Annotated in this window: 24 protein-coding genes; 11 read left to right on the top strand and 13 right to left on the bottom strand. The window is 68.4% G+C overall.

What is annotated here, in order from left to right:
* Positions 1-8 precede the first annotated feature (8 nt).
* Genes C1737_RS15325 through C1737_RS15310 form a run of 4 tightly spaced genes read left to right on the top strand, consistent with a single transcriptional unit; the run spans position 9 to position 6,190 of the window.
* Positions 9-3,254, top strand: coding sequence for a thioester reductase domain-containing protein (locus C1737_RS15325; protein ID WP_102418802.1), 3,246 nt, complete (start codon positions 9-11; stop codon positions 3,252-3,254).
* A 16-nt stretch (positions 3,255-3,270) separates the two neighbouring features.
* Positions 3,271-4,179 (top strand): metal-dependent hydrolase, encoded by a 909-nt coding sequence (locus tag C1737_RS15320; protein WP_102418801.1) that lies wholly within the window; start codon positions 3,271-3,273, stop codon positions 4,177-4,179.
* A gap of 4 nt (positions 4,180-4,183) precedes the next feature.
* Positions 4,184-5,104: an alpha/beta fold hydrolase gene (locus tag C1737_RS15315; protein ID WP_369807529.1), complete on the top strand. Its 921-nt coding sequence runs from the start codon at positions 4,184-4,186 to the stop codon at positions 5,102-5,104.
* Positions 5,105-5,113: 9 nt separating this feature from the next.
* Positions 5,114-6,190: a PDR/VanB family oxidoreductase gene (locus C1737_RS15310; protein ID WP_102418800.1), complete on the top strand. Its 1,077-nt coding sequence runs from the start codon at positions 5,114-5,116 to the stop codon at positions 6,188-6,190.
* 20 nt (positions 6,191-6,210) lie between these two features.
* Here the strand turns inward: C1737_RS15310 and C1737_RS15305 are convergent, their stop codons facing one another.
* From C1737_RS15305 to C1737_RS15295, 3 genes are read right to left on the bottom strand one after another with little or no spacing between them, the layout of a single operon-like run.
* Positions 6,211-7,215 (bottom strand): cation diffusion facilitator family transporter, encoded by a 1,005-nt coding sequence (locus tag C1737_RS15305; protein WP_102418799.1) that lies wholly within the window; start codon positions 7,213-7,215, stop codon positions 6,211-6,213.
* Between the two features lie 43 nt (positions 7,216-7,258).
* Positions 7,259-8,593: an ATP-binding protein gene (locus C1737_RS15300; RefSeq protein WP_102418798.1), complete on the bottom strand. Its 1,335-nt coding sequence runs from the start codon at positions 8,591-8,593 to the stop codon at positions 7,259-7,261.
* Positions 8,590-9,324, bottom strand: coding sequence for a response regulator transcription factor (locus C1737_RS15295; RefSeq protein ID WP_102419968.1), 735 nt, complete (start codon positions 9,322-9,324; stop codon positions 8,590-8,592). Before C1737_RS15295 ends, C1737_RS15300 begins: the two co-directional genes overlap by 4 nt.
* Positions 9,325-9,458: 134 nt before the next feature.
* Between C1737_RS15295 and C1737_RS15290 the strand changes: the two genes are divergently transcribed.
* Positions 9,459-10,409, top strand: a complete 951-nt coding sequence (locus tag C1737_RS15290; protein WP_102418797.1) for a DUF1259 domain-containing protein — start codon at positions 9,459-9,461, stop codon at positions 10,407-10,409.
* Positions 10,410-10,426: 17 nt separating this feature from the next.
* Here C1737_RS15290 and chrA read toward each other — a convergent pair whose 3' ends face one another.
* The 3 genes from chrA to C1737_RS15275 are packed head-to-tail and all read right to left on the bottom strand — an operon-like array spanning position 10,427 to position 12,401.
* Positions 10,427-11,644, bottom strand: coding sequence for a chromate efflux transporter (gene chrA, locus C1737_RS15285; protein ID WP_102418796.1), 1,218 nt, complete (start codon positions 11,642-11,644; stop codon positions 10,427-10,429).
* A gap of 41 nt (positions 11,645-11,685) precedes the next feature.
* Entirely contained in the window at positions 11,686-12,078 is a 393-nt protein-coding gene (locus C1737_RS15280; RefSeq protein ID WP_142393465.1) for a hypothetical protein, read from the bottom strand.
* A gap of 29 nt (positions 12,079-12,107) precedes the next feature.
* A complete protein-coding gene (locus C1737_RS15275) occupies positions 12,108-12,401 on the bottom strand; it encodes a PepSY domain-containing protein (RefSeq protein ID WP_158243972.1) in 294 nt (97 codons plus the stop codon).
* 403 nt (positions 12,402-12,804) lie between these two features.
* On the opposite strand from C1737_RS15275, the gene C1737_RS15270 reads away from it, so the two are divergent.
* Complete coding sequence (locus C1737_RS15270; RefSeq protein WP_067917670.1) at positions 12,805-13,026, top strand: hypothetical protein; 222 nt, start codon at positions 12,805-12,807, stop codon at positions 13,024-13,026.
* Between the two features lie 63 nt (positions 13,027-13,089).
* Here the strand turns inward: C1737_RS15270 and C1737_RS26620 are convergent, their stop codons facing one another.
* From C1737_RS26620 to C1737_RS26880, 3 genes are all read right to left on the bottom strand, one after another.
* The gene (locus C1737_RS26620; RefSeq protein ID WP_142393464.1) at positions 13,090-13,335 is read right to left on the bottom strand and encodes a hypothetical protein; all 246 of its coding nucleotides are present in this window, start codon (positions 13,333-13,335) and stop codon (positions 13,090-13,092) included.
* Between the two features lie 657 nt (positions 13,336-13,992).
* Positions 13,993-14,736, bottom strand: a complete 744-nt coding sequence (locus C1737_RS15260; protein ID WP_102418793.1) for a DUF523 domain-containing protein — start codon at positions 14,734-14,736, stop codon at positions 13,993-13,995.
* Positions 14,737-14,915: 179 nt separating this feature from the next.
* Positions 14,916-15,053: a hypothetical protein gene (locus C1737_RS26880; protein ID WP_199182853.1), complete on the bottom strand. Its 138-nt coding sequence runs from the start codon at positions 15,051-15,053 to the stop codon at positions 14,916-14,918.
* Between C1737_RS26880 and C1737_RS26875 the strand changes: the two genes are divergently transcribed.
* From C1737_RS26875 to C1737_RS15240, 3 genes are all read left to right on the top strand, one after another.
* Complete coding sequence (locus C1737_RS26875; RefSeq protein WP_199182852.1) at positions 15,052-15,855, top strand: ferritin family protein; 804 nt, start codon at positions 15,052-15,054, stop codon at positions 15,853-15,855. The genes C1737_RS26880 and C1737_RS26875 overlap by 2 nt on opposite strands.
* Positions 15,852-18,410, top strand: a complete 2,559-nt coding sequence (locus C1737_RS15245) for a cation-translocating P-type ATPase (protein WP_233214761.1) — start codon at positions 15,852-15,854, stop codon at positions 18,408-18,410. The genes C1737_RS26875 and C1737_RS15245 overlap by 4 nt, the downstream gene beginning before the upstream one ends.
* Positions 18,411-18,547: 137 nt before the next feature.
* Positions 18,548-19,456 carry an alpha/beta hydrolase gene (locus tag C1737_RS15240; protein ID WP_068098534.1) on the top strand — a complete coding sequence of 303 codons (909 nt, stop codon included), beginning with the start codon at positions 18,548-18,550 and terminating at the stop codon, positions 19,454-19,456.
* Positions 19,457-19,462: 6 nt separating this feature from the next.
* Here C1737_RS15240 and C1737_RS15235 read toward each other — a convergent pair whose 3' ends face one another.
* The 4 genes from C1737_RS15235 to C1737_RS15220 all read right to left on the bottom strand — a co-directional run bounded on the left by C1737_RS15235 (position 19,463) and on the right by C1737_RS15220 (position 24,380).
* Positions 19,463-20,812, bottom strand: coding sequence for a hypothetical protein (locus C1737_RS15235; RefSeq protein WP_067917658.1), 1,350 nt, complete (start codon positions 20,810-20,812; stop codon positions 19,463-19,465).
* A gap of 92 nt (positions 20,813-20,904) precedes the next feature.
* The gene (locus tag C1737_RS15230; protein WP_067917795.1) at positions 20,905-22,143 is read right to left on the bottom strand and encodes a cytochrome P450; all 1,239 of its coding nucleotides are present in this window, start codon (positions 22,141-22,143) and stop codon (positions 20,905-20,907) included.
* Positions 22,144-22,300: 157 nt separating this feature from the next.
* Positions 22,301-23,494: an MFS transporter gene (locus C1737_RS15225; protein WP_102418792.1), complete on the bottom strand. Its 1,194-nt coding sequence runs from the start codon at positions 23,492-23,494 to the stop codon at positions 22,301-22,303.
* Positions 23,481-24,380 carry an NYN domain-containing protein gene (locus tag C1737_RS15220; protein WP_102418791.1) on the bottom strand — a complete coding sequence of 300 codons (900 nt, stop codon included), beginning with the start codon at positions 24,378-24,380 and terminating at the stop codon, positions 23,481-23,483. Before C1737_RS15220 ends, C1737_RS15225 begins: the two co-directional genes overlap by 14 nt.
* 110 nt (positions 24,381-24,490) lie before the next feature.
* Here C1737_RS15220 and C1737_RS15215 point away from each other — a divergent pair, with 110 nt between their 5' ends.
* Positions 24,491-25,363 carry an alpha/beta fold hydrolase gene (locus tag C1737_RS15215; RefSeq protein ID WP_102418790.1) on the top strand — a complete coding sequence of 291 codons (873 nt, stop codon included), beginning with the start codon at positions 24,491-24,493 and terminating at the stop codon, positions 25,361-25,363.
* A 59-nt stretch (positions 25,364-25,422) separates the two neighbouring features.
* Positions 25,423-26,814, top strand: coding sequence for a cytochrome P450 (locus C1737_RS15210; protein ID WP_102418789.1), 1,392 nt, complete (start codon positions 25,423-25,425; stop codon positions 26,812-26,814).
* Positions 26,815-26,872 lie beyond the last annotated feature (58 nt).

Here is a 26,872-nt window from a genome sequence, read left to right as displayed (position 1 = left end):
CTCCTGCGATGGAGACGCTCATCGATCATCTGCACAAGTGGGAAGCTTTAACGCCCGACAAGACCCTCTTCCGCTTCGTCGACGCCGAGGGCCGGGAGCAGGAGCACTACACCTACCAGACTTTCGCCGAGCGGACACGTGAGCTGGCCGCCTACCTGGCGACGGAGGCCGGGCTGCGCCGGGGAGATCGCGTGCTGCTGGTCTACCCGCCCAGCTTGGAGATGGTCGCGGCGTTTTACGCCTGCGCCCGCATCGGGGTGATCGCCGTGCCGGTCAGCCCACCGCTGCCGATGTCGTTCGAGTCGGGACTGGCCAAACTCGCCTTCATCGCGCGGGACTGCCAGGCCAAGGCGGTGCTGTCGACCAAGCAGTTCGAGTACGACTACCGCCTGCTGGTCAGTCACCTCGAGAGCGAGTCGCCGTGGCCGGAGACCCAACGTCCCCCGGAACTGCCGTGGTTCGGAACCGATGGCACGCAGGAGTTCGGCGGCGCCCCCGTCCCCGACACACCGGCTCCGGTGCTCTTCCTGCAATACACCTCCGGCTCCACCAGCGACCCCAAGGGCGTCGTCGTCACCCACGCCAACGTCATCGCCAACGCCTCGGCCTTCACCGGGGGCGAGGTCCTGGTCAGCTGGCTGCCCCAACACCACGACATGGGTTTGATCTCCGCATACCTCTTCGTCCTGCTCGGCGGCGGGACCACGCACGCGATGTCGCCGCTGGACTTCCTCAAGCGGCCTTCGGCGTGGCTGCGGCTGATCAGCGACGTGCGCGCCACCCACACCCCGGTGCCCAACTTCGCCCTGGAGCTGTGCCTGCGGGAGGACAAGCTGCCCACGTCCGAGCTGGAAGGGGTCGACCTGAGCAGCCTGCAGAGCATCGTCGTCGGCGCCGAGCCGCTGCGCGCCAGCACGTTCGCCCGCTTCCGGCAGCGCTTCGCCCCCTACGGCCTGGAGCCCAACGCGCTCACCGGCGCCTACGGCATGGCGGAGAACACCCTGATCGTCTCGCTTCGCGGACGCCAGACGCTGGCGCTGAACAAGCGCGCCCTGGAGAAGAACCTTGCGCGGGTCGAAAAGGCGCAGCCCGAGAACCGCAACCAGGCCCCGGTGGTGAGCTGCGGCAAGCCCATCGACGAAGACGTGGTCCGGATCGTCGACCCGGAGTCCGGGCACGCGCTCGGCGAGGGCCGGGTCGGCGAGGTCTGGCTGGACGGGCCCTCGAAGGGGGGCGGCTATTGGAACCGCCCGGAACTGACCGCGGAGGCCTTCGCCGCCCGCATCCCCGGCGACGACGCGCACACCTACCTGCGCACCGGCGACCTCGGCTTCCTGTACGAGGGTGAGCTGTTCGTCTGCGGCCGCAGCAAGGACCTCATCATCGTGCGGGGCGTCAACTGCTACCCCTCGGACATCGAGGAAATCGTGGAGCGGTCGGCCCCGCAGGTCCGCGGCGGCTGTGTCGCCGCCTTCGCGGTGGAGCAGGACGAGCAGGAAGTGCTGACCGTGGTGGCCGAGGTCCGCGACGCGGACGCGCTGCCGGACGGCAAGGCACTGGCGCGGGCCATCCGCCGGCACGGCCACATCGACCCGCACGCCATCGCGTTCGTGCCCGCGCACAGCATCCCCAAGACCACCTCGGGGAAGATCCGGCGCTCGTCCACGCGCCAGCTCTGGCTGGATGGTCAACTGCCGGTGTTGGCCACCTACACCCATCAGCCCCACGATGCGGCGCAGGAGGGTGCGGGCCCACTGGACCGGTTCCGCAACCTGATCGAGAGCTACGACCTCACCGGCGACGAGGACTGCTCCTTCGCGGACCTCGGCATCGACTCGCTGGCGCTCGCCGAGCTGCGGGCGGACCTGCAGGCCCTGCTGGAAGAGCACGGCGCCGGGGAGCTGGCCGAAGACGTCAACACGCGCCTGCTCCAGCGGCTGACGGTGGCCGAGTTCTTCCGGCTCATGCGGCAGTTCGGCGAAGGGTCCGGGCAACCGCTGGACGCGCTGCGCGAGGCGCTGGACCAGATTTCGGCCGAGTACGAGGCCTACGAGGTCGCGCGGATGCGGGCCGACGCCCAGCTTCGGTTGCCGGCGCTACCGCCGGCGCGGCCGGGCACGCCCAGCGACATCCTCTTGACAGGGGCGACGGGCTTCCTGGGGCCGTTCCTGGTCAGCAGCCTGCTCGGCCGCACGTCTCACACCGTGCACGCCCTGATCCGCGCCACGGACACCGCGCACGGGCTGGACCGGATCGTCGCGTCGCTGCGCAAGGCCCGGCTGTGGTCTCCGGCCCTGGAAGCGCAGGTCCGGGAGCGGGTGCGCGTGGTCTGCGGAGACCTCGCCGAGCCGCAGCTGGGCCTGGGCGAGGCGGGGTTCCGGCGGCTGGCCGGGAGCGTCGACGCCGTCGTCCACAACGGCGCCCTCGTCAACTACGTGCGCACTTACGACGCCCTGCGGCCCGCCAACGTGGCCGGGACGCACGAGCTGTTGCGGCTGGCCATGACGGGGCACCGGAAGACCTTCCACCTGGTGTCCAGCACCTTCATCTACGGGTGGAGCGTCAAACCGGTGGTCGGGGAGTCCGACGCGAACCTGGAGATGAACGCCCTGGACTTCGGCTACTCGCAGACCAAGTGGGTCGCCGAACAGCTGGCTTTCGCCGCCCAGCGGCAAGGGCTGGACGTGCGCATCTTCCGGCCCTCGCTGATCTCACCGACCGGCGCGGGCTTCGGCAGCCAGGACGACATCCTGGTGCGCACCGTGGCGTTCATGATCGAGCACGGCGTCGCCGCCGACGCGCTCAACCAGCTCAGCCTGCTGCCGGCGGACCTGATCGCCGACCACATCGTGGCGTTGATGGACCTGCCGAAGGACGACACCGTGTGCGGCAACGTTTTTAACATGACGGCCGACGACTACTACAACCTGACCGACATCACCCGGGTGTTGTCGGAGCGCTACGGCTACCGCTTCGACTACCACGACATTCCGTCGTTCGCCGCCGAGATGAACCGTCGGTGCACGCCCAGGGACCCGATCTACCCGCTGGTCGACTTCCTGACGCGCTCGGCGGACAAGATCGCGGCGATGCGGGACAAGCGCTACGGCAACACCCAATACCAGCGAGCGCGCGCCCTGGCCGATATCCGCCTGCGCGAACCGGCCCTGACCGAGACGGTCGACAACCTGGTCCGGTTCTTGCGTAGCGAGCGCCTGATCACCGAGGCTGAGGACGAGGCGCGCAGCGCCTGACTCAAGGGGGTCCACCATGTTCACTGTCGATGACCAGGCCACGGGGCCGCATGACGCATCGCTCGACCACGAGCGGATCGTCCTGCAGGCGCGTGACGTCGACTTCGACTGGGCGACGCTGCCGTTCTACTACGTGCCGGGCGAGCCCTTCACCACCCACTTCTGCAACGTCCTGCACCTGCTGCTGCCCGCCGGCGAGGAGTTCATCGTCGACGCGTTCAAGAACACGCTGCCGCTGATCAAAGACGATCAGCTGCGGCTGGACGTGCAGGGCTTCATCAGCCAGGAGGCCATGCACTCCCAGGCGCACTCGGGCGTGCTGGACCATTTCGCGGCCAAGGGCATCGACGTCACGCCGTTCACCGACCAGATGGCGTGGCTGTTCTCCCAGCTGATCGGCGACCGGCCCGGCTGGGGTCGGCGGCGACGGCAGAGCTGGCTGGTCGAGCGGGTGTCGATGGTGGCCGCCCTCGAGCATTACACCGCCATCCTGGGCGAATGGATCCTCGACACTCCGCAACACGACGCCTTCGGCACCGACCCGGTGATGCTGGACCTGCTGCGCTGGCACGGCGCGGAAGAGGTCGAACACAAGGCGGTCGCCTTCGACACCATGAAGCACCTGGGCGCCGGCTATTGGCGCCAGGTGCGCACCCAGCTGCTGGTGACGCCGGCGCTGCTGTGGTTGTTCATCCGTGGCGTGCGGTTCATGTACTCGGTCGACCCCTACCTGCCGCCGGGCACCAAGCCGCGCTGGCGCGACTACTTCAGCGCGGCGCGCCGGGGCCTGGTGCCCGGGCCGTTCCAGTTCCTGCGGGTCATCGGCGCCTACTACACACCCAGTTTCCATCCGTCCAAACTGGGCGGGGTGGGACGCGCGGTCGACTACCTGGCCCGATCGCCCGCGGCCCGCGCGGCGCACTGAGGGCATGCGAGAGATGACTCAATCCAGCACCGTGATCGCCTCCGACGGCGTGTCGCTGGCCGTTCATGCCCGCTCGGAGATCGATCCGGGACGCCCGACGATCTTGGCCATCCACGGCTACCCGGACAACCACCACGTGTGGGACGGCGTCGCCGACGAACTCGGCGGGCGGTTCAACGTCGTGGCCTACGACGTGCGCGGGGCCGGCGAGTCGTCCAAGCCGCGCAGGCGCTCGGGATACCGCCTCCCGCAACTGGTTTCCGATGTCGGCGCGGTGATCGACAGCCTCGGGGTGGGCCGGGTACACCTGGTGGCCCACGACTGGGGTTCCATCCAGGCGTGGGCCGCGGTCACCGACGACGCGGTGATGCCCAAGGTCGCCTCGTTCACGTCGATCTCCGGCCCGCACCTGAACTACGCGGGCAGGTTCCTTCGGTCCCCGCGCACCGCCCACGGGGTGTTCGACGTGCTCAAGCAGGCCCTGGCGTCGTCGTACATCTGGTTCTTCCTGTGCCCGGCGGTGCCGGAGCTGGCGATCTGGTCCCGCGCGTCGGTGGCGGTCTTCGCGGGGGTCGAACTGATCGGCCGCCCGCGCGGCACGGGCCGGGGGCGCGCGGCGCCCACCCGGTCGATCCGCGACTATGTAAACGGTCTCAACCTGTACCGCGCCAACATGCCGGCGCCGTTTCTGGCTCCGCCGAAGCAGCTGCCGCAGACGGCCGTCCCGGTGCAGGTGCTGGTGGCGCGCCACGACTATTTCGTCTCGCCGCCCCTGCAGCGGTTCACCGGCTCGATACCGCCCCACGGCAGGGTCGTCGACATCGAGGGCGGACATTGGGTGGTGTCCTCGCATCCCGACGTCATCGCCCGGCTGACGAGCGAGTGGGTCAGCCAGGTCACCGGCACCGACATCCGACAGGCATAGGACTCCGTTGTGACGCATGCGATTTGGAGGAGCAGGCCCGCCGACCTCTACGGTCGCCGCAGACGCGATCGCCTGTACACCGCGTTGTGGGGGGTGGGCACCCTGTTCGGCGGGTTCGCGTCGGCGTCGCGGTGGACTCCGGCGCGGGTCGTGCCGGTGCAACGGACCAACACCGCGGTGGTCACCCAGCGCGAGCTCCTCACGCCCGACGTGGTCGCCCTGACCCTCGCCGACGCCCAGGGCGGGTTGCTGCCGTCGTGGACCCCCGGCGCGCACATCGACGTCCGGCTGGCTTCGGGCCGCCGCCGCCAGTATTCGTTGTGCGGTCCGCCGGGGCGGCGCACCGACTATCGCATCGCGGTGCGGCGGATCGCCGACGGCGGCGGCGGCTCGATCGAAATGCACGACACCTTCGACGTGGGCGACACGCTCGAGTTCGAAGGCCCGCGCAACGCCTTCTACCTCGTCACCGACGAGCGGGAGGTGTTGTTCGTGATCGGCGGCATCGGAGTGACACCGATCCTGCCCATGATCCGACTTGCCCAGCAACGCGGAATCGACTGGCGGGCCGTGTATTGCGGGCGCGGCCGGGAGTTCATGCCGCTGCTCGACGAGGTGCTGGCGATTGCGCCCGAGCGGGTCACCGTCTGGGCCGACGACGAGCGCGGCCGCATCCCCACCGTCGAGGAATTGCTGGCCGACGCCGGGCCGGCGACGGCCGTGTACGTGTGCGGGCCGACCGCCATGCTCGAATCCGTGCGCAGGGCGCGCGATGAACACGCCGACGCGCCGCTGCACTACGAACGGTTCGGGCCACCGCCCGTCGTCGACGGCGTCCCGTTCGAGCTGGAGCTCGCCAGGTCGGGGCGTGTGCTCGGCGTCCCGGCGAACCGGTCGGCGCTGGACGTCATGCTCGACTCCGATCCGACCGCGGCGTACTCGTGCCAACAAGGTTTCTGCGGGACCTGCAAGGTGAAAGTCCTTGCCGGACGGGTCGATCGACGCGGCCGCGCCCTGGAGGGCGACGGCGAAATGCTGGTCTGCGTCTCCCGGGCGAACGGCGGTCGCCTCGTGATCGACGCCTGATCGCACCCGGCGCGGGCGCCCTATTCGTTGTGGTGCGCCGGGTAGGCGTGGACGAGCGCGCTGTTGAGCCTGGGCACGGCGTGCGTCAGTTCGTGCTCGGCGTCATGGGCAATGCGGTGGGCCTCCTCGAGGCTGGTGCCGGGATCGATGTCGAGTTCCGCGTCCGCGTGCAAGCGATGCCCTATCCAGCGCATCCGGATGCTCCGCACGCCGCGGACACCGGGCCGGGCGGCGAGTGCCGCTTCGGCGGAGTCGACGAGTTCGGGGTCCACGGCATCCATGAGCCGGCGGAATATTTCACGGACCGCCCCGCGCAGCACCGCCAGGATCGCCAGCGTGATGACCAGGCCGATGATCGGGTCGGCTATTGGGTAGCCGAGGGCGACACCGCCTGCTCCGAAAAGCACGGCCAGAGAGGTGAATCCATCCGTTCGCGCGTGTAGGCCGTCGGCGATGAGGGCGGCCGAGCCGATGCGGCGACCGATCCGAATCCGATAGACGGCGACGACTTCGTTGCCGACGAAGCCGATCAGACCCGCGGCCGCGACCCAGCCGAGGTGCCCGACGGGCACGGGGTGAAACAGGCGCCGGATCGATTCGTAGCCCGCGACGAAGGCCGACATCGCGATCATGCCGATGACGAACAAGCCCGCCAGATCCTCGGCGCGCCCGTAGCCGTAGGTATAGCGCCGGGTGGCGGCACGGCGACCCAGCGCGAACGCGATCCACAGCGGGACGGCCGTAAGCGCGTCCGAGAAGTTGTGAATGGTGTCGGCGACCAGGGCGATGGACCCGGAAACGACGGCGATGACGACCTGTACGAACGCGGTTGCGCCCAGCCCGAGCAGGCTGATCTTGACCGCCCGAATGCCGACCGCGCTGGTTTCCAGCGCGGTGTCGACGCTGTCGGCGGCGTCGTGGCTGTGCGGGAGGAAAAGTTGCGTCACGAGGCCGCGAAGCCCATGGGCATGCTCATGACCGGGACCATGGTGGTGGTCGTGATCGTGCCCGCTATGCGTATTCATCAGCGCGTTGTCCGCTTACCTGCATGCATACGCAGATACTAGATCACTTACCCGGCCCGCGCGAAAACCTGACGGTGATCTCAGCGCCGCCGCCGACGCGATTCTCGGCGGTTACCGTGCCATGGTTGCGCTGCGTGAGGGTGTCGACGATGGCCAATCCAAGGCCGGTGCCCCCGGCGGTCCGTGCGGTGTCGGCGCAGCTGAATCGGCGAAAAGCGTATGGGAGGAAGCCGGGCGGGAATCCGGTCCCCTGGTCGGCGACGTGGATCTCGACGCCGTCGGCGGCCGTCCGGACGCGGATGGTGATCGGCGGGGCGCCGTGCTGGGCGGCATTGTCGATGAGATTGCCGATGACCCGATCCAGATCGTCCGGGTGCGCGCGGATGTATTGTCCTGCAGGGCAGTCGATTACAAGACGATCGCCGAGGCTGCGCCGGTAGCGCTCGCCGATGGCGGACAGGGCGGTGCTCAGGTCGACAATGGGCGGGTCGGGCCGCCTGCCCGCGTCCGCGACCGCGAGCAGGTCGCGGGCCAAGCGGGACAGCCGAGTGGTTTCCTGCAGGGCGGAGCTCAATGCGTCGACGAGCTCGGGGTTGCTGCGCGGGCGCCGCAGGGCGAGCTCGAGTTCGGTGGTCAGCAGGCTCAGCGGGGTGCGAAGTTCGTGGCCCGCGTCGACGACGAACTGTCTTTCGCGCTCCAGCGCGTCTTGCAGCCGCTGCAGGAGCTCGTTGAACGTGGTTCCGAGATCACGGATTTCATCACGGGCCGGTGGTACGGGCAGCCGGGCGTCCGCGTTGCCGGCGCTGATCCCGGCCGCCCGGGTACGCATCCGTTCGACCGGCCGAAGCGCGGCGGCCGCGAGGAGGTATGCGCCGACGGCGGTGGCCAACAGCAACAGCGGGAAACTGACGGCCAGCTCGTTGCGCAGATCCGCGACCGCGGCATCCCGGTCGGCGAGACTTTGGGCCGCGACGACGACGCGTCCACCGGGCGCCGGGCCGGCCGCCAGCCGCAAGGGCGCCGGCAGGTTGCCGAGCCGCGATTGATCGGTGACCAGTATCCCGCGGCGGGCGCTCTCCAGCTGCGAGGGCGTCAGCGCGTTCTGCCCGCCCAGATTGGAGGTCGCCGCCAGCACCCGACCCTCCGGGCCGACGATCTGCTGGGCGGTGTCGGGATCGCCTCCGGCCAGTACGGGATCGTCGTCCGCCGCGATCGGGCGCAGGTTGGCCAGTTGGGTGGACAGGGACTCGGTGATCGCGGTGTCGAGCGATCCCTTGGTGTGGGCAGCCGTGAGACTCGCCACCGCGAATAACAGCAGCCCCGTCACGACGGTGAAGGCGGCGGTGAGCCTGATCCGGATCGGCCAGCGCCGGATCATCGGCTCGATTTCTCGGGCACACCGCCGTCGGCGCGCATACGGTAACCGATCCCACGGACGGTTTCGATGGAGCGCGTCCCGAACGGCCGGTCGATCTTGTCGCGGAGCGCACGGATGTGAACGTCGATGACGTTGGAACGTGATTCGTACGCGAAGTCCCAGCAGTGTTCCATCAGCAGGTCTCGGGTGAGCACCGTGCCGGGTCGGCGCATCAGCAGTTCCAGGAGCCCGAACTCCTTTGCCGTCAACTCAATCTCGACATCACCCCGCCAGCATCGGTGGCCCGCAGGGTCGGCCCGCAACGCACCGGCGGTCAATACCGTGGGTCGCGGTGTCGGCCCGCGCCGAATGAGCGACCGCAGTCGGGCGAAGAGCTCATCGAGGTGAAAGGGCTTGGTGACGTAGTCATCGGCACCGCCGTCAAGCCCCGCGACTCGGTCGACGACGGCGCCGCGGGCGGTGAGCATCAACACCGGCACCCAGTTCTGCCGGCGGCGCCATTTCCGGCAGACCTCGAAGCCCGACATTCCCGGCAGCATGACGTCGAGGACGACGGCGTCGTAGTCACAGACCGTTGCGGCGTGGTAGCCGCTCGGGCCGTCGGCGGCGATGTCGACCGCGTAGCCCTCTTCGATCAGACCGCGGCGGAGTAGGGCGGCCATTTTTGGCTCGTCCTCGACCACCAGCACACGCACGGTCGCCACCATCCTCTCCCCGTACGGAGATGCCATCAGGCTTACACCCATCATCACCTCTCAACGGGGTAAAGCAGGTGTAGTCGCAGTTGATGAAGTTGCGATGAGGACATTCCGCCACGCCGTCCGGCTTCATCGTGGCTTCATGAAGAAGCGGTAGACCCACGGTCATGGCCGGCGTCAAGCATGCTGTCGTGGGGATCGCGATCGCCGCAACGGTGCTGGCGGGGTGCAGTTCGGGTCCGAAAGGTGGCACCGGGCAACCGGCCAACACGCGTTCAGCGGTGACGGCCGGCGATGCCGACTGGAAGCCGGTGGCCGACGCGCTCGGACGAACCGGAAAGCTCGGCGACCACAACAGCGCATATCGGATCAACTTGCCGCGCAACGATCTTCACATCACATCTTACGGCGTGGACATCAAACCAGGCCTGTCGTTGGGCGGGTATGCGGCATTCGCCCGTTACGGCAACAACGCGACGCTGCTGATGGGCGACCTAGTGGTCACCGAGGAAGAGCTGCCCAAGGTCACCGACGCGCTGCAGGCGCATGGCATTGCCCAGACCGCACTGCACAAGCACCTGCTCGAACAGAATCCGCCGATTTGGTGGACGCACATACATGGCATGGGTGACGCCGTGCAGCTGGCGAAGGGGCTTAGAACGGCGCTGGACGCGACATCGATTGGCCCGGCCGCCGCGCCGCCGGCGCAGCAGCCGCCGGTCGACATAGACGTCGCCGGGGTGCAGCAAGCGTTGGGCCGCAATGGGACCCAAGATGGAGGACTGTTGAAGTACAGCATCCCCCGTAAGGACACCATCGTTGAAGACGGGAACGTCCTGCCGGCGGCGTCGCTGAACCTGACCACCGTCATCAACTTCCAACCTGTCGGTGGCGGTCGGGCAGCGATCAACGGCGACTTCATCCTGATCGCTCCCGAAGTGCAGAAGGTGATTCAGGCCTTGCGTGCCGGAAACATCCAGATCGTCGAGCTGCACAACCACGGACTGACCGAGGAACCGCGGCTGTTCTACATGCACTACTGGGCGATCGACGACGCGGTTGTGCTGGCGAGGGCGTTACGCCCGGCGCTCGACGCCACCAACCTGCAAGCGCCATAGACCCGCCGCAGGAACGCTCAAAAAGCCAGGAGGCCAAGCACTCCCGTCGCGGCGACGACATAAGGCTCTTTGATCTTGAAACGCCACAGCACGCCCAGCGTGACCAGGGCGATGCCGGCGGTGATCCAATCGGTGACAGCTTGTCGAGTGAGCACCACGACCGCACCGCAGAGCGCCCCGCCGGCGGCGGCGGTGGCACCGGCGACGAAGGCGCGCACCTGAACATTCTCGCGGTGGCGCAAGAACCAGCGACCGGGAACGACGACTCCGAGGTAGATCGGGGTGAAGATGGCGACGCTGGAGACGATCGCCCCGGGCAGTCCCGCGACGAGATAGCCGATGAATCCAGCGCTGATCACGACCGGCCCTGGGGTGATAAGACCTATCGCCACGGAGTCCAGGAACTGGCTGTTGGTCAGCCAGTGGTGCTGGTCGACCACTCCCGCGCGCATGAAGGGCACAATCGCCAACCCGGAGCCGAACACAATCGCCCCGGTCTTCAGGAAGAACAATGCCAGAGAAGCCAGCGTCCCGCCGCCGGCAATCGTGCCCAGCCCGATCACCAGGGGCATGGACTTCGGGGCGCTTCCGGTGGTGCCGAAGTTGTCTGGGGGATTGCGCCGCAATCGGATTCGTGGCCGGGCGTCGAGCACGATCATCAACAGACCCGCCCCAACGATCACCAGCACGGGTTCGGAACCGGTGAGGGCGGTGAGCGAGAATACCGCCGCGCTGATGCCCCACAGCCGCCAGTCGGCGCGGTCGGTCAGTTTGATCAGCCTGATCGCGGCGATGGTGATGATCGCCATCACGGCCGGGCCGATGCCGTAGAACAGCGCTTGCACGACGCGCGATCCCGAATAGTGGGTGTAGATGGCGCCCACGGCCACCACGATGATGAAGGAGGGCGCCACGAACGCCGCTGCGACCGCGGCCGCACCGAGCGCGCCGCGACGCAAGTAGCCCACCCACATCGCGACCTGCGCCGCCAGGGGGCCGGGCATCGTCTGGCCGAGGGCGACGCCGTCAAGGAATTCCTGCCGGTCCATCCATCCGCGCCGTTCGACCAGGTCGCGTTGCATGTATCCCACGGTGGCGATGGGCCCGCCGAACCCGATCGCGCCCAGTTTCGCGAAATACGCGAGGACGCGACCGAAGCCCACGCCGCCAGCGGGCTCTCGATCGGCCGATTGGGGTTCCCCGTCGAGCGGTGAACCCGGGCCTACCTCACTCATATCGAGTATGTAATCAAGGTTTGCCTCTCGTGCGGGTGGCGTCAGATGGTGACCACGTTGACGCACAACGACACCACCACGGCGAGCGCGCGGGCCTGGCCAAAGCGCCTCGGATCAGCAGGAGGCCGGAGATCGGCGTATGCCGCGAGAAAGAGAAACGTCATGACGGGTGCGAGCCAGTCGTTGGCGGAAAAGCCCGGGAGTCCGTCGCTGTTGAGTTGTGGCATGTTGGCCGACATTCGCCACAGGAACACCGCGACCGCGCTCAGGACACCGATGGCAATGACATCCAGCCAGGAAGTTCGCCCCAACCGCCACGCCGCCGCGGCCAGCGCGAGCACACCGGTTAGTGCGGCCGTCAGCGCGATGTGCGTCGCGCTGAAGTTACCGGCCCCGGCGGCGAAATCGGTTGCCCTGCCCACGATTCGAGTCACCTGAAACTCCGGGAACTCCGATTGCGAGATCAGTCGTTGTCGGGGGCTTCGGTGCCGACGAAGTGGAAGCCTTGGTCGAGGTGAACTTCCACCTGCGTGCCGTCCGTTTTGGTGACGAGCACCCCGTAATAGGCGGCGCCCTCGTTCGTTTCCTTTTCGACCTTCCCGGCTTTACCCGGTATGGCCTGTACGGCTGCGGCGCGAGCTTGGTCGGCGGTGGGCCCGGTGATCTCTTGGTCGTCGGCGACAGCGACCCCCACGCCAATGGCCGCCAGGGCGGCGACGCCGGCCACACCGATACCGATCTTCATTCCGAGCTTCATTGATTCATCCCTTTCCGGTCCGTGACCTGGTCTGAACGCGACGCTAACGCCCGCACATGAAGCCAGAATGAAAGTGATCGGACTCCTTATGCTGATGGGTACAGCGTCTTGCTCGCTCGGGTAGTCGCGCGTTGACTTGGCGGCGCGATGACCACTGAAGTGGGCGATGACTGGTGGGCGCTGGGGGCGTTTATCCCGAGAAGCGTTGTGCGTCAGGTGCATAACATAGACGTTCCGCTTGCCGCTTCGAGCGGGAGAGGTGAAGAGGATCGGCGTTACGGTCGCGGTCACCTGGCCCGACGGCAGGGGTACGCCATCAATGGGCCATCCTCGGCATTTGGCATCTTGCCGGCCGATGCCGACAAGGACGATGATCGTGACTGACCGCTAAGGAGGGTCAATCATGATGCTCAACAGGTTCGCCGCCTGGACCGGGTGGCTGTCCACACTCCTTGCGTTTGCGGCTCTGCCGATGGCCCTGTTCGCGGCCGGCACCGGCCACCCGGGTTGGGCGATGGTGGCGGCCGCCGCATTGCTGTCCTGTGTCGGCGTCGGCGCCGGCGTGGTCGGAGCGGTGGTGCACTACGACCATCGACATCACAGAAGCACTCCCCACCTCTTCTAGCGGAGTCGACCTGCGGTCTCGCCGTTTGGTGTCACCGAGGCCACCAGGCCAGCGCGCTTGCGCCTAGCAGTTGACGTGGGGAATGCAGCCGTTGGGGCCGCCGGGAGCGGTGAAGTCACGAGTGGGCTCACTGGTTGCGGGCGCTCCCTGGCCGGCCGTGGCAGGGGGTGCGGGCGTCACGGTCGACGTTGGGGCCGCGGTCGGTGTGGTTGTGTCGCTGAGCAATTCGCTGACGCCAAAGCCTGCGGCCAGCGTCAGGACCGTCGCACCGCTGAACAGCACGATCGCCGTCCTCGCTCGAGATGTCATCGGGGCCTCCGTTCTCGGTTGTGTGTAACGCCCATCGTGCCGCATCGATACCCCTAGGGGGTAGGGGCTTAAGTCCCCGGATCGGACCTCAAGGCCCGGCCGGCCGTGGGTTGCCGTCGTGGGCTTGCAGCCGGGAGAGGCCATCGTCGATTCCGTGGGCGATTTGACCGCGGACGTCAGAACCGGGGCCAGGAGGCGACTGGCAATGACAGCTCAGGTTGCCGAACGGATTGGGGTCGGCGCCGGCCACCGGCGCGACCTCCACGCATGCGCCGAGGAGAATCGTGAGACCGATGATGAGTCTCGTAATCAGCTGGGGGTGATTCACTTGCGGCCTATGGCCACGGGTGCGATGGGCCTTGCCGCCGCCACTCGGGCGACCGGCGGGCTGGTGGCCCCGTGAGGTAGCGGCGCACTGTGAGCGATGAGGCTGACTAATCGTTACACGTGCATCCGGGGTGACCGCAGCTGCAGCCGGCGGCCTGCGTGCAGCCGGAGTCGCCACAGGTGCAACCGGTGGACTTACAGTGGCAGGTGTCTGTCTCGTTCATAGCCAGAACCATACCCCTGTAGGGTATATAAGACAAGCGGTTCGGCGAGTAGTCCGCGAGTGGGCGGGCCCGCGATAAGCCACCAGACGACGAATCCGGAAGCGGGTCAGCGGGTTTCGACGCCGCCGGAGGGGGTCCCGCGGTTCCGGAGTTCCCCCAGGGCCCGCAATGGGCCCGCGGCGAGCAGCGTCTGCCGCTCACCGCGAAGCTCCGCCGCGAGGTCATGCTCGAGCGCGGGAAGCTGCAGCCCGCGTCGCCGCAACGCACGATCCAGCGCCGCGACGAACATGCCCTCGCCCTGGCGGCGGCATCCGAGCACGGCTCGTTCATTCATGACGTCACGGGTCAGCGCGGCGGCCGGACAGGCCGCGACCACGTCCAGCGAGGCCCGCATATCCAACGTCGTGATCACCCCGCACGACGGTGAGGCGCCGACCCCGACCATTCCCTCGACCGCGATCCCGGACAGCTGGTAATCGGCCACGTCGCGTACGACGCGCCGCGCCAACCGCCGGTAGACCAGGCGGGTCCACCACACGAACGCGCGGAGCAGCGGGCCACGCAGCGGATACAGCCAACCGCCCTTGGAGCCGTACAGGAGCAGGCTGTGGGGCTTGAGGACCCCGCCCCAGGCCAGCCGTTCCGGGCAGGGCATTTGGTGAATTCCGTAACCCGCGCCGATCAGCTCCTCGACCGCCTCCGGCACCGCGCCGGCTCGGGTGGCACCGCCCGCGTACCGGGTGTTCTCGTTCAGCAGGCAATGCGACACGAACACCACCCGCCGGCCGCGCTCGTCGCGCAGTTGGTCGAGCAGCAGCCGCGGTGGAAGCGGCCCGGAGCTACCGCGCATGATCCGACACGGTACCCCGGCTCAATCGACGCGGCAGCCGCTTTCGGCCTCGGCCCGCACGCAAGCGGTCGCCGTCACCGATTACGGGACTTCCGCCTCTACGGCCGGCCCGCCGCACAGCGTTACCGTCGGCCGTATGGCAAGACGAGTGACACATCGACTGCCGGGCTAGCCATGTCTCAGACCAGGTGGTTGTTGGGTGTGGTGTGTGCGGCCGCGCTGCTGGTGGCGGCATGCTCGAGCCATCCGGCGCCACCGGCAGCATCCACCACCTCCGCGCTTGCCGATTCCACCCGATCGAATGCGTTATCAGCCATGCACGGTGAGGCGCTGGCCCATGCGAAGTATCTCGCTTACGCCGCCCACGCGAAGCAGGCGGGGCGGGCCCGGGCCGCGCAGGCCTTCACCGATGCCGCCCAAACCGAGCACATGGATCACTTTGCGCGCGAGGCCGATCTGGTCGGCCTGGGCGGCGACATCGCGACCAACCTGGGCGACGCGATCAACGGCGAGAGCAACGAGGCCACGGCCATGTACCCCGGTTTCGCCAACCAGGCCACCGCCGACAACGACCCGGCCGCGGCGGCCGCCTTCAGCGAGCTCGGCGCCGACGAGGCGAATCACCTCAGGGACTTTCAAACCGCACTTCAGGCGGTGAACAGCCCGGGCAGTGGCGCGTCGGTCCCCGCCGGCCAAGCTGCGGCGCCGGCGGCTATCGCGGCCGGGCCCCCACGGTCGTCCGGGGTCACGCTGGCGAACCTGCGCACGGCGATGCAGGGCGAGGCCTTCGCCTACGCCAAGTACATGCGATACGCCGATCAGGCGCGAAGGGCCGGCAATCCTGCTGTGGCACAGCTGTTCACCAACACCGCCGACGTCGAATTGAACGAGCATTTCGCGATGCTGGCCACCCTCGCGGGGCTGGTGGCCACCGACACCAACGCCAACCTGCAAGACGCGATCAGCGGTGAGCAGCACGAGGCCGACGTCATGTATCCCGACTACGCCCGCCAGGCCGACCAGGCGGGAAACCCCGAGGCCGCCAACCTGTTCCGCGAAATCGCCGGCGACGAAAAGGGCCACCAGCAGACATTTCAGACCGCGCTGACGACATCGTGACGAAGGCTGAGATAGGACGCGGCGCCGCCCTGTCCGGACTAACCGCCGCGGAAGCCGCGCGCCGGTTCGCAGCCGACGGTCCCAACGAGTTGGCGGCCCAACAGCGCCGGAACTTGCTGCAGGAGGCCTGGGACGTCATCCGGCAACCCATGCTGCTTCTGCTGCTGGGGGCGGGTCTGGTGAACTTCCTCTTGGCGGAGCCGCTGGACGGCGTCATGTTGATGGGTTTCGTCGTCGTCGTCATCGCGATTTCGATCTATCAGGAGCACAGAACCGAACGGGCCCTGGCCGCATTGCGTGACCTGTCTTCGCCCAGGGCCCTCGTGGTGCGGGACGGTGCGCAGGTACGCATTGCCGGCCGCGAAGTGGTGCGGGGTGACGTGGTCCTGCTCGCCGAGGGCGACCGGGTCCCCGCCGACGGGATGCTTTGGGAGTGCGCGAACTTCTCGGTCGACGAATCGGCGTTGACGGGCGAGTCCGTCCCGGTCCGGAAGGTGTCGATCGAGCCTGCGCAGGTCCCGGCGGCCATGGGCCGGCCCGGCGGGGACGCGACCCCCTGGGTCTTCTCGGGAACCCTGGTGGTCAAAGGTCATGGCATCGCCGAGGTCATGCAGACCGGAGCAGGAACCGAACTGGGAAAGATCGGGACAGCGCTGCGCACGATAGAGCCGGAGCGCACCCCGCTGCAGCGCGAAATCGACCGGCTGGTTGGGATTCTGGCCGCGCTGGGTGTGGCCGTCGCGGTTGCGGTCGTCATCGTCTACGGGCTGACGCGGGGCAACTGGCTGACGGGCGTGCTCGCGGGCATCGCGACCGCGATGGCGCTGCTGCCGGAAGAGTTTCCGGTGGTCTTGGCGGTATTTCTGGCCCTAGGCGCGTGGCGAATGTCGCGTAAGCGGGTTCTCACCCGGGTTCCCCCGGTCATCGAGACGCTGGGATCGGCGACCGTCCTGTGCGTCGACAAGACGGGCACCTTGACGTTGAACCGAATGACCGTGCGGCAGCTCATCGTTGACGGGCACGCGTATACCCTCGGCCAGGACGCGCTGCCGGAGGCGTTCCACACCCTCGCGGAGTTCGCCGTGCTGGCCTCGCCCGTCGATCCCTTCGATCCGATGGACAAGGCGTTCAGGGAACTGGGCGAAAAGTACCTGTCCGGAACCGAACACGTGCACGACGAGTGGGAACTCGTGCGCGAATATTCGCTCTCGGAGGAATTGCTGGCGCTGTCCCACGTGTGGCGTTCGCCTGACGGAGGCAGCTACGTCATCGCCGCCAAGGGTGCACCCGAGGCCATCGCGGACCTGTGCCATTTCACCGCCGACGACCTCGCCGCACTCACCGCCGACGTCGAACAGGCCACGGCCGGCGGCCAGCGGGTCCTGGCGGTGGCTTGCGCCCACTTCGATGCCGACACAGCGTTACCGTCCGAACAGCACGACTTCGAGTTCGAATTCCTTGGGCTGGCCGGCCTCAACGACCCTGTGCGGCCCGGCGTGGCAGCTGCGGTCGCCGAATGCCGGCATGCGGGCGTCCGCACCATCATGATCACCGGCGACTACCCCGGCACCGCTCTGGCGATCGCCCGCGACATCGGCTTGGACCATGAAGCCGGCTGCATCACCGGCCGCGACCTCGAGGCGATGCCGGGCGATGAGTTGGCTCGCCGCATCCGGTCGGTCAGTGTCTTCGCGCGAATGGTGCCGGAGCAGAAGCTTCAACTCGTCCGCGCCCTGCAGGCCAACGGTGAAGTGGTCGGGATGACGGGTGACGGCGTCAATGACGCCCCGGCCTTGCGCGCGGCCAACATCGGCATCGCAATGGGGGGACGTGGCACCGACGTCGCCCGCGAGTCCGCCGGGCTGGTCATCACCGATGACGACTTCACGTCGATCGTCGGCGGAGTGCGACAGGGACGCGGCGTCTTCGACAACTTACGAAAAGCGATGTCCTATGTGATCGCCGTGCACCTGCCGATCGTGGGCATGTCGCTCATCCCGGTTTTCGTGGTCGGCTGGCCTCTTGTGCTACTGCCCGTGCAGATCGCCTTCCTCGAACTCATCATTGATCCCGCCTGCTCGGTGGTGTTCGAAGCCGAGGAGATCGACCCGGAGATCATGGATTCGCCGCCGCGCGGGCTGAACGAGCCGATGTTCGGTGCAGGCAAACTGGCGATCGCTGTGCTGCAAGGGGTTTCGATGCTGGTCGTCAGCCTCGGCGTTTACTTGTGGGCAGTGCTTGACCATCGCCCTGACAATGTGGTCCGCTCGGTGACGTTCGCCACGCTCGTCGTCGGCAATCTTGCGTTGATTCTGGTGAATCGGTCATGGCGGCTGCCGATCTGGCGAACGTTCCGGGAGCGGCGCAACCGCGCCCTGAAGTGGATACTGGGCGCGGCGGCTGCGCTGCTCATCGTGGTGCTGACAGTGCCCGGACTGCGCCGGGCCTTCAACTTCGGTCCGATCGCGCCGCGCGACTGGGTCGTCGCCGTGTCGGCCGGGTTCATCGGCGTCGCATGGTTCGAGGTCTATAAAGCGACCACAGCGCGGCGCTGACGGTTTCGAGTTGTACGCGCCCCGTTCAGTAGGGGCCTAGGTCACCGGGAACTGTTGCTCTTGGTCCTGGTCACTGCTCCTCGGGAGGTGCAGATTGAAAGCACGGTGTACCGACTCAGAGCGGAACGAACGTGTCAATGCTGAAGGAAGTGTCCTTCGACTCCGGCGGGGTGCGGTGCGTGGCCGATCTCTACCGGCCCGCGACCGCCGGCGGCGGGCTGGCCTGCGTGGTGATGGGGCACGGCGGCAGCGCCACCAAGCGCCTGGGCCTGCCGGCCTACGCGGAGAAGTTCACCGCGGCGGGCCTGGCGGTGCTGGCGTTCGACTACCGGAATTTCGGCGCCAGCGGCGGCGAGCCCAGGCAAGTCATCGACGTCGCGGCGCAACAAGACGACTACCGGGCGGCGGTGCGATACGCGCGCGCGTGCGACGACATCGATCCGCGTCGGGTCGCGTTGTGGGGAACCTCGCTCAGCGGCGGCCACGTGCTGGCGGTGGCCGCCACCGACCCGGACATCGCCGCGGTCGTGGCGCAGGTACCGCTGATCGACGGCTGGCACCGCGGCCGCAGGCTCGGCGAGCGCCTCAATTGGGATGTCACTTGGCGGACGGTGCAGTTCACCGCCGCCGCGTTGCGCGACGTGGTGGGCGCGACGTTGGGGCAGCAGCCGTATCTGGTCCCCGTGGTCGCCGATCCCGGCGAGGTCGCGGTGTTCACCGAGCCCGAAGCGAAGGCCGCGTTCGAGGCGCTGGGCGGTGAAGCCGTCGGCTGGCGCAACGCGCTGGCTCCCCGCATGCTCTTCGCCCTGCCGCGCTACCGGAAGGGCACGGCGGAAAGGCTGGGGATGCCGGTGCTGATGTGCGTGGGGGATCACGACCTGCAGGCGTCGCCCAGGTTCGCCGTGCGTATCGCGTCGAAGATGAAACACGTTGAACTGCAACGCTATCCGGTTGGGCACTTCGACGTGTACACGGGAACCCTCTTCGAGGAGATCAGCTCGGTGCAGGCGCAGTTTCTGCGCCGCCAACTGATCCCGCAGTCCTGACGAGGCTCACGTCCACGGGCCGGGGAAGTGGCCGTCCTGGTCTTGCACCATCACGATGTCCTTGCAGTCGCCGTTGAGGGCGACGGCATTCTCGCCGCGGCACACCAGGGTCCAGCCCGATATCCGCGCGAAGGGCCGGACGGACCAGGTGGTCGCGACCGGATCGGTGGCGGGCAACGCGAGGACGGCGAACGTGTTGCCGACGTTGGTGATGTAGAGGTGGTCTTCGAAGAACGCCAATTTGGCGATCGGCATCTTCTTCGCGTCGTCGCGCGTCTTCAGCAAGTCCCACTGCTGGGTCCGCAGGTTCCACACGCCGAAGCCGAATTGCGAATTGTCGGAGTTACGGCCGTCGACGAACAACTTCCCGTCCGACAACGTGGCCGACAAGCCGCCGCCCGAAATCTTCTCGGAATCGCCGACTTTGATGACGGATTTGCCGTTGAGGTCATAGAACATCGTCGAGACCACCGGCGGGTTGTAGGAATCCCAATGCGTCATCTTCACCAATTTGTCCGGGCCGTCGGACAACTCACTGTCGACCGTCCAGATGTCGTTGTCCTGGTAGAGCGCTTCACCGCTCGGACGGCGCAGCTCGGCCCCCGACGTCTTGGTGGCGTCGGTGTTTCGCTGGAAGGAGAGCACGTCCTGCCATGCGTGGCCCGGCTGCGGGTCGTCCCACATCGGCGCGAGATCGGCGCCGGACAGCAGCACGGTCCGCGGCGGCGAGGGGGCGCCGTGCCCGTCGGTGAACGCGTTCACCCACGCCACGCCCGACGCGGTCGCGGCCAGGGTCCAGTCGTTCGATGGGGTGAGCTTCAGGCCGGGGTTCGGCGGCTGCAGCTCTTTGGTCACCAACGGTTGGCTGGTCTTGAGGTCGAACGCGTACGCGGTGGCCTTGGCGACCTCGGGGTCCGGCCCGTGCGCCGGTTTGACGGTCGTCACCAGATAGACGACCTTCATGTCGTCGGCCGTGCCGGTCAACGCGCAGACGGCACCGGTCAAACTCTCTCCGGCGGGCACCGTCGGGGCCCCGGGCGCCACATACTGCCCGGTTTTCGTATCGAATACCTTGGGCCGAATCGCCTCGAGCGCCGAGGTCCCCGGGGAGAACTTCTCGGGGCAACCGAAGTACGCCGTCGCGCCGTAGGTTTTCCAGTCCTTCTCCAGCGGACCCGTCACCGGGGGCGGCGCGGGAGCCGGGCGGGTAGCCGCCTTACCGGTCGACGTCGAGGTCCTCGGCGCCGCCGCGGGCGGTGACGCGGTCGCCGAGCAGGACGCCACCGCCAGGCAGGTGACCGACGCGAAGAGGGCACGCCCGAATCTGGGCGCGCTTTGCCCCGCAACTGCCCGCATCGAAAACCCCCGTTAAGTTCGTGTAACCAACGAGCGTAAAGCGGGCCGGGGGCAACCGCGACTTGTGTCGGGCGGTCTTCGTCACACCCCGGTCATCGGTCGAACTCGATGGGCAGGCTCTTCGGGCCGCTCAGGCTGACCATCGGCTTCCACGGGACCGGCCCGACGGTGCGCGGGTCGAGCAGGCGCCCGGCGATGACGTTCAGTGCCTCGGCGATCTCGCGGCGGGCCAGGTTGGCGCCCAGGCAGTAGTGCACACCGCCGCCGAAGGTCAAGATGGGCGGCGCCCCCGCACGCGTGATGTCGACCCGGTCGGGATCGGCGTACACGGCCGGGTCGCGGTTGGCCGCGGCGGTGTTGACCAGCACCATCGCGCCGGCGGGGAACAGGTAGCCGTCCAGCTCGGCGTCCTCGACCACCAGCCGAAGGGTTCCGCACGCGATGGGCGAATGGCGCATGGTCTCCTCGACGGCGCGCATCGCCCGCTCCGGGTGGGCCTTGAGCAGGCCCCACTGCTCGGGGTGCTCGCACAGCACGTGCACCGAGGCGGCCACCTGGTTTCGGGTGGTGTCCGTCCCGGCCAGCAGCAGGCCGCCCGCGAGCATCCGCAGTTCGGCGGTGCTCAGGCGGTCGCCTGGAAGAGTCGGGTCCTCGGCCCGAATCAGGTCGGAGAGCAGGTCATCGGTCAGGCTGTGCCGCCGCCGCGCCACCATGTCGTCGACGTAGTCGTCGAGCTGCCGCCACGCCGCCATCACGACCGGCTCGACCTCGCGGAGGTCCACGCTGAAGCTGAAGGCTTTGAAGACGTCGTCCGCCCACGACGAGAACCGTTGCCAGTCCTCGCGCGGCGCGCCGAGCAGTGCGCAGATGATCGGAACGGGGTAGGGGCGGGCCAGGTCGGTGACGACGTCGCAGCGGCCCGCGTCGATGACGTCATCGATCAGCTCGTTCATCACCGAGACCATGGTGTCGTGCAACCTCAGGGTCGCGCGGGGCGTGAACGCCTTGGAGGTCAGGCTGCGCAGCCGGTGGTGCGCGTCGCCTTCCAGGCAGAGCAGGCTGTCGACCACCTTGTCCCACAACGGACCCGACGTGACGCCCTGGACGAGCAGGTTGATCCCGGGCGGGATCTGGAAGCGAGGATCGCGCAGCACGGCGCGGACGAGGCGGTAGGACAGGACTTCGGGTCCGTGCGGTCCGAGGGCGACGGGCGCGCGTCGTTGCGCCTCCTGAAGCCGTGGATAGACCTCGGCCGGGGTCTCCTCCGCGCCGTACGCCAGCGTCGGCAGATCGGCATCGAAAACGCTTGTGGGAGCGGTACCGACGGCCATGGCGGTCTCCTCGGGGTTGCGCGAACCAGTCGCGACAACTTTCACACAATGTATGGCCGGACCCGGGGGCTGTCAACGACTTTGCTGGGCTGCCGCGGGCGTTCTTCGGAGGTCCGCCATACAGCAGGGGATGTGTGTGTGGCCACTCGCGCGGCGGCTACCCGCGTCTCCCGCCGCCAACCAGCCGGCCGCCGATCAACACGACCGCGAACACGCCGCCGGTGATTCCCGAAATGAGCAGTGGCAGTTGGCCGTTCGCACCCCACAGCAAGCCCGCCCACAAGCCCGCCACCAGGACGCCCAGCCCGATGGCGCCCTGGAACACGCCCTGCGCGCTGGCCTGATGCGGCTGATCGACGAGGCCGGAGATCCAGGCCTTCCCGACGCCGTCGGTGCAGCCGGTGAACAATCCGTAGGCGCCGATCAGCAGCCAGGCGGTGACGATGTCGGTGGTCAGCCCCAGCCCGATGTAACCGACGGCGAAGAAGGTCAGGCCGAGCCCGAACAGCGCCGGCCTGCCGATGCGGTCGGCCAGCGCCCCGGCCGGGTAGCTGGCCAGGGCGTACACCGCGTTGTATCCGACGTACGCGAGGATCACCCCCACCACCGAGAAGCCAATCTCGTTGAGGCGCAACAGCAACAGGGCGTCGGGAAAGTTCGCCATGCTGAAGACCACCAGTAGCGCGGTCACCCGCCAGTACGGTCGCGGCAACGAGCGCACACCGGCCCACATGGAGGGCCGCTGCGCTTGCGGGGCGCCGCGGCCCCGCTCGCGCACCAAAAAGACCAGCGCCACGGACAGCACCGCGGGCACGATGGCGACATACAGCAGCGGCGGGATGCGGTGATCCAGCAGTTCGTAGCCGGCCAAGCCGAGCAGCGGACCGGCGACGGCGCCCAGGGTGTCCATCGCGCGGTGGAAGCCGAACACCCGGCCGCGCAGGGCGTCGTCCACGTCGTCGACCAGCAGCGCATCCCGGGGTGCGCCGCGCACCCCCTTGCCCAGCCGGTCGACGACGCGGCCCGCCAGCACGCCCGGCCACGCCGCGGCGACCGCGATGATGACCTTCCCCAGTGCCGCCATCCCGTAGCCGGCGGCGATCAGCGGGCGTCGCGCGAACCGATCCCCTAGCGGGCCCGCGGCGAGTTTGGTCATGGACGCCGCACCTTCGGCCACGCCCTCGACGGCTCCCACCACCGACGGCGGCGCGCCCAGCACGGCCGTCAGGTAGATCGGCAGCAGCGGATACAGCAGCTCGCTGGCGGTGTCCTGCAGGAAGGAGACCGCGGAGAGCACCCGGACGTTGCGGGTGAGCCAGTGGGGCCCCGAGGGGGCTTCACTCTGGCGCACGAAGCCGGACCATACGCGTCGTCGACGTCTCGTCCAACTCCACCACCTCGGAGCGCGAACGCAGGAAGTCGCTGAACGACCGGAATCCCAAAGACCTTTCGCTGAACGACGGGTCCATCCGTTTCATCTGCGCCTTCACCGCGGAGTTGTGCAGCCAGTCGGCGTCGTCCTTGTCCAGGCCGATCTGCAGCGCGCGCGTCAGCAGGGCCGTGGCGGCGGCCTGCGGGTCGGGTGGCTCGGACTCCTCGGGCTGGGCGGCCTTGGCGCGGCCGGCCCGGCGCTTCGGTGATTTGGCCGCGTCGCCGGCGTCGGTGGCCGCGGGCTCCGGTTCGAGCGCCGGCACCCCGGGCAGCGAGTCGTAGATGACGAACTCGTCGCATGCCGCGGCGAGCGCCCGGCTCGACGCACCGGCCACCCCGATGCCCACCACGTACCGGCCAAGCCGCTTGCAGCGCTGCGCCAGCGGGATGTAGTCGGAGTCACCGGCCACGATCACCACGTGGGTGAGGTCGGGCAGCCGGAACATGTCCTCGACCGCGTCGACGGCCAGGCGGATATCGGCGCCGTTCTTGCCGTAGGCCGCCGCGGGGAACAGTTGCACCAGGTCGACGGCGCGGGCCACCAGCTGCCCGCGGTATCCGGCGTTGATGTCCGCCGACCAATCCGCGTAGGCGCGGGTGAGCACCAGGGTCCCGAACGAGGACGCGAAGTCGAGGATCGCGCCGACGTCGACGGTGGCCCGGTCCAGCCGCTCGGCGTAGTGCTCGAGCCCCTTGGCTTTGTCCCGCTGGAAGGAGCTGCGGCCGTGCACCTGGTCGTATCGCGAGATGACGATGTTGTCGAAGTCGAGGTAGACGGCCACGCGGGCCGCGACCGGTTCCGTCATGGACTAAATCATCGCTGAGGTGTCCGGCACTGTGGTGGCCGGAAGCGTTTTCCGTCACGATTTGCCCCGTCCGGGTCCCTAAACGGCGCCAGAGCGGGTACACCGGGGCCATGAATGAGTTGAAGTTCCTCGAGCTGCACGGCGATCGGGTCGCCTACCGCGACGAGGGTGACGGTGAGGTGCTCCTGCTCATCCACGGCATGGCGGGCAGCTCGGAGACGTGGCGCTCGGTGATACCGCCGCTGTCGAAGAAGTTCCGGGTCATCGCCCCGGACCTGCTCGGCCACGGCGAATCGGCGAAACCCCGCACGGACTATTCGCTGGGCGCCTTCGCGGTGTGGCTGCGCGACCTGCTCGACGAACTCGGCGTCAGCCAGGCCACCCTGGTCGGTCAATCGCTCGGCGGCGGGGTCGCGATGCAGTTCGTCTACCAGCACCCGGACTACGCCAAGCGGCTGATCCTGATCAGCAGCGGCGGCCTGGGCCCGGACGTCGGTTGGGTGCTGCGGCTGCTCTCGGCGCCCGGGGCCGAGCTGGTCCTGCCGATCATCGCGCCGAAGCCCGTCCTGGCCGTCGGCAACCGGCTGAGGACGTGGTTGATGAGCGCCGGCATCCAGTCGCCGCGGGGGGCCGAGATTTGGAGCGCCTACTCGTCGCTGTCGGATGGCGAGACGCGCCAGTCGTTCCTCAGGACGCTGCGCTCGGTGGTCGACTACCGCGGGCAGGCGGTCAGCGCGCTCAGCCGGCTGGGGCTGCGTGACGACCTCCCGGTCATGGCGATCTGGGGGGAGCGCGACGGCATCATTCCCGTCGAGCACGCGTACGCCGCGCACGAGGCCCGCACCGACGCCCGGCTGGAAATCCTGCCCGACGTCGGCCACTTCGCCCAGGTCGAGGCGCCCAGCCAGGTGGTGGAGCTGATCGAGGACTTCATCGCGACCGGCGACCGCCACGAAACGGGCAGCGCACGGGCGCAGCTGTGACCTGAGGCGCCGAAAATCGTTCTCGCCGCACCGCGCGGGCCGGCCGTAAAATTGAGGCAATGCCCAAGATCGCGGGTGTGGCGCTGCCGCCGGGGCCACGGTTGCCCCGCGCGGTGCAGGCCGCCCTCATGCTGCACCGCGGGTCGCACTTCGTCGCCGCGTGCCGTCGGCATTACGGGGATGTGTTCACGCTGCGCGTCGCGGGAATGGGCACGCTGGTGTATCTGGCCGACCCCGCCGACATCAAGGCGGTGTTCGCCGGCGACCCCCACGTCTTCCACGCCGGCGAAGCCAATTCCATTCTGAGCGGGCTGCTCGGCGACACCTCTCTTCTGGTGATCGACGAAGACGTCCACCGGGATCGCCGCCGGCTGATGCTGCCGCCATTCCATCGCGACGCCGTCGCCCGCCAAGCCGGGCTGATGGCCGAGATCGCCGCGGCGAACATCGCGGGGTGGCCGGTGGGCAAGAGCTTTGCGGCCGCGCCCAAGATGTCGGAGATCACTCTCGAGGTGATCCTGCGGACGGTCATCGGCGCCACCGACCCGGCCCGGCTCGCGGCGTTGCGGGCGATCATGCCGCGGCTGCTCAGCGTGGGGCCGTGGGCGACCCTGGCGCTGGCGAAGCCGGAGCTGCAGCGCCGCCTCCCGTGGCGCGGGCTGCGCCGGCACATGGCCGAAGCCGACCGCCTGCTCTACGCGGAGATCGCCGAGCGCCGCGCGGACCCCGACCTGGCCGCCCGCACCGACGTGCTGGCCATGCTGGTCCGCGCTGACGACGCCGAGCGCACGATGTCCGATAAGGAGCTGCGGGATCAGCTGATGACGCTGCTGGTGGCCGGGCACGACACCACCGCGAACGGTTTGTCCTGGGCGCTCGAGCGGTTGACCCGCCACCCGGCCGTGCTGGCCAAGGCCGTGGCCGCCGCCGAGGCCAGCGCCGCCGGTGATCCGGCCGGTGACGAGTATCTCGACGCGCTGGTGAAGGAGACCCTGCGGATCCGTCCGGTGGTTTTCGACGTCGGCCGGGTGCTCACCCAACCGACCGACGTGGCCGGCTACCGGCTGCCGGCCGGGGTCATGGTGGCGCCCGGAATCGGTTTGGTGCACACCAGCGCCTCGCTGTACCCCGATCCCCACCGATTCGATCCGGACCGGATGCTGGGCGCCACCCTGAGCCCGACGACCTGGTTCCCGTTCGGCGGCGGCAACCGCCGCTGTCTGGGCGCGGGCTTCGCCCTGGTCGAGATGCGGGTGGTGTTGCGCGAGATCCTGCGCCGCGCCGAGCTGGAAACCACCACCGCGCCCGGCGAACGACAGCAGCTGAAGTTCGTGGTGCTGGTGCCGCATCGCGGCGCCCGCATCCGGCTGCGGGCGATCAGGGACGTCCCCGCCGACGCTAGTGGGGGACCGGCGTTCGCGCGCCCCGGTAATCGACCTGCCAGTGCTTGATGCCGTTGATGAACGACGACCACAGCCGCTCGGGATCGGCCAGCGGGATCAGGTCGGG

It is taken from the genome of Mycobacterium sp. 4858 (assembly GCF_900240975.1).
Lineage (GTDB): Bacteria > Actinomycetota > Actinomycetes > Mycobacteriales > Mycobacteriaceae > Mycobacterium.
Note: the sequence above shows the minus strand (reverse complement) of the source record. Positions and strands in the feature narration are given on the sequence as shown.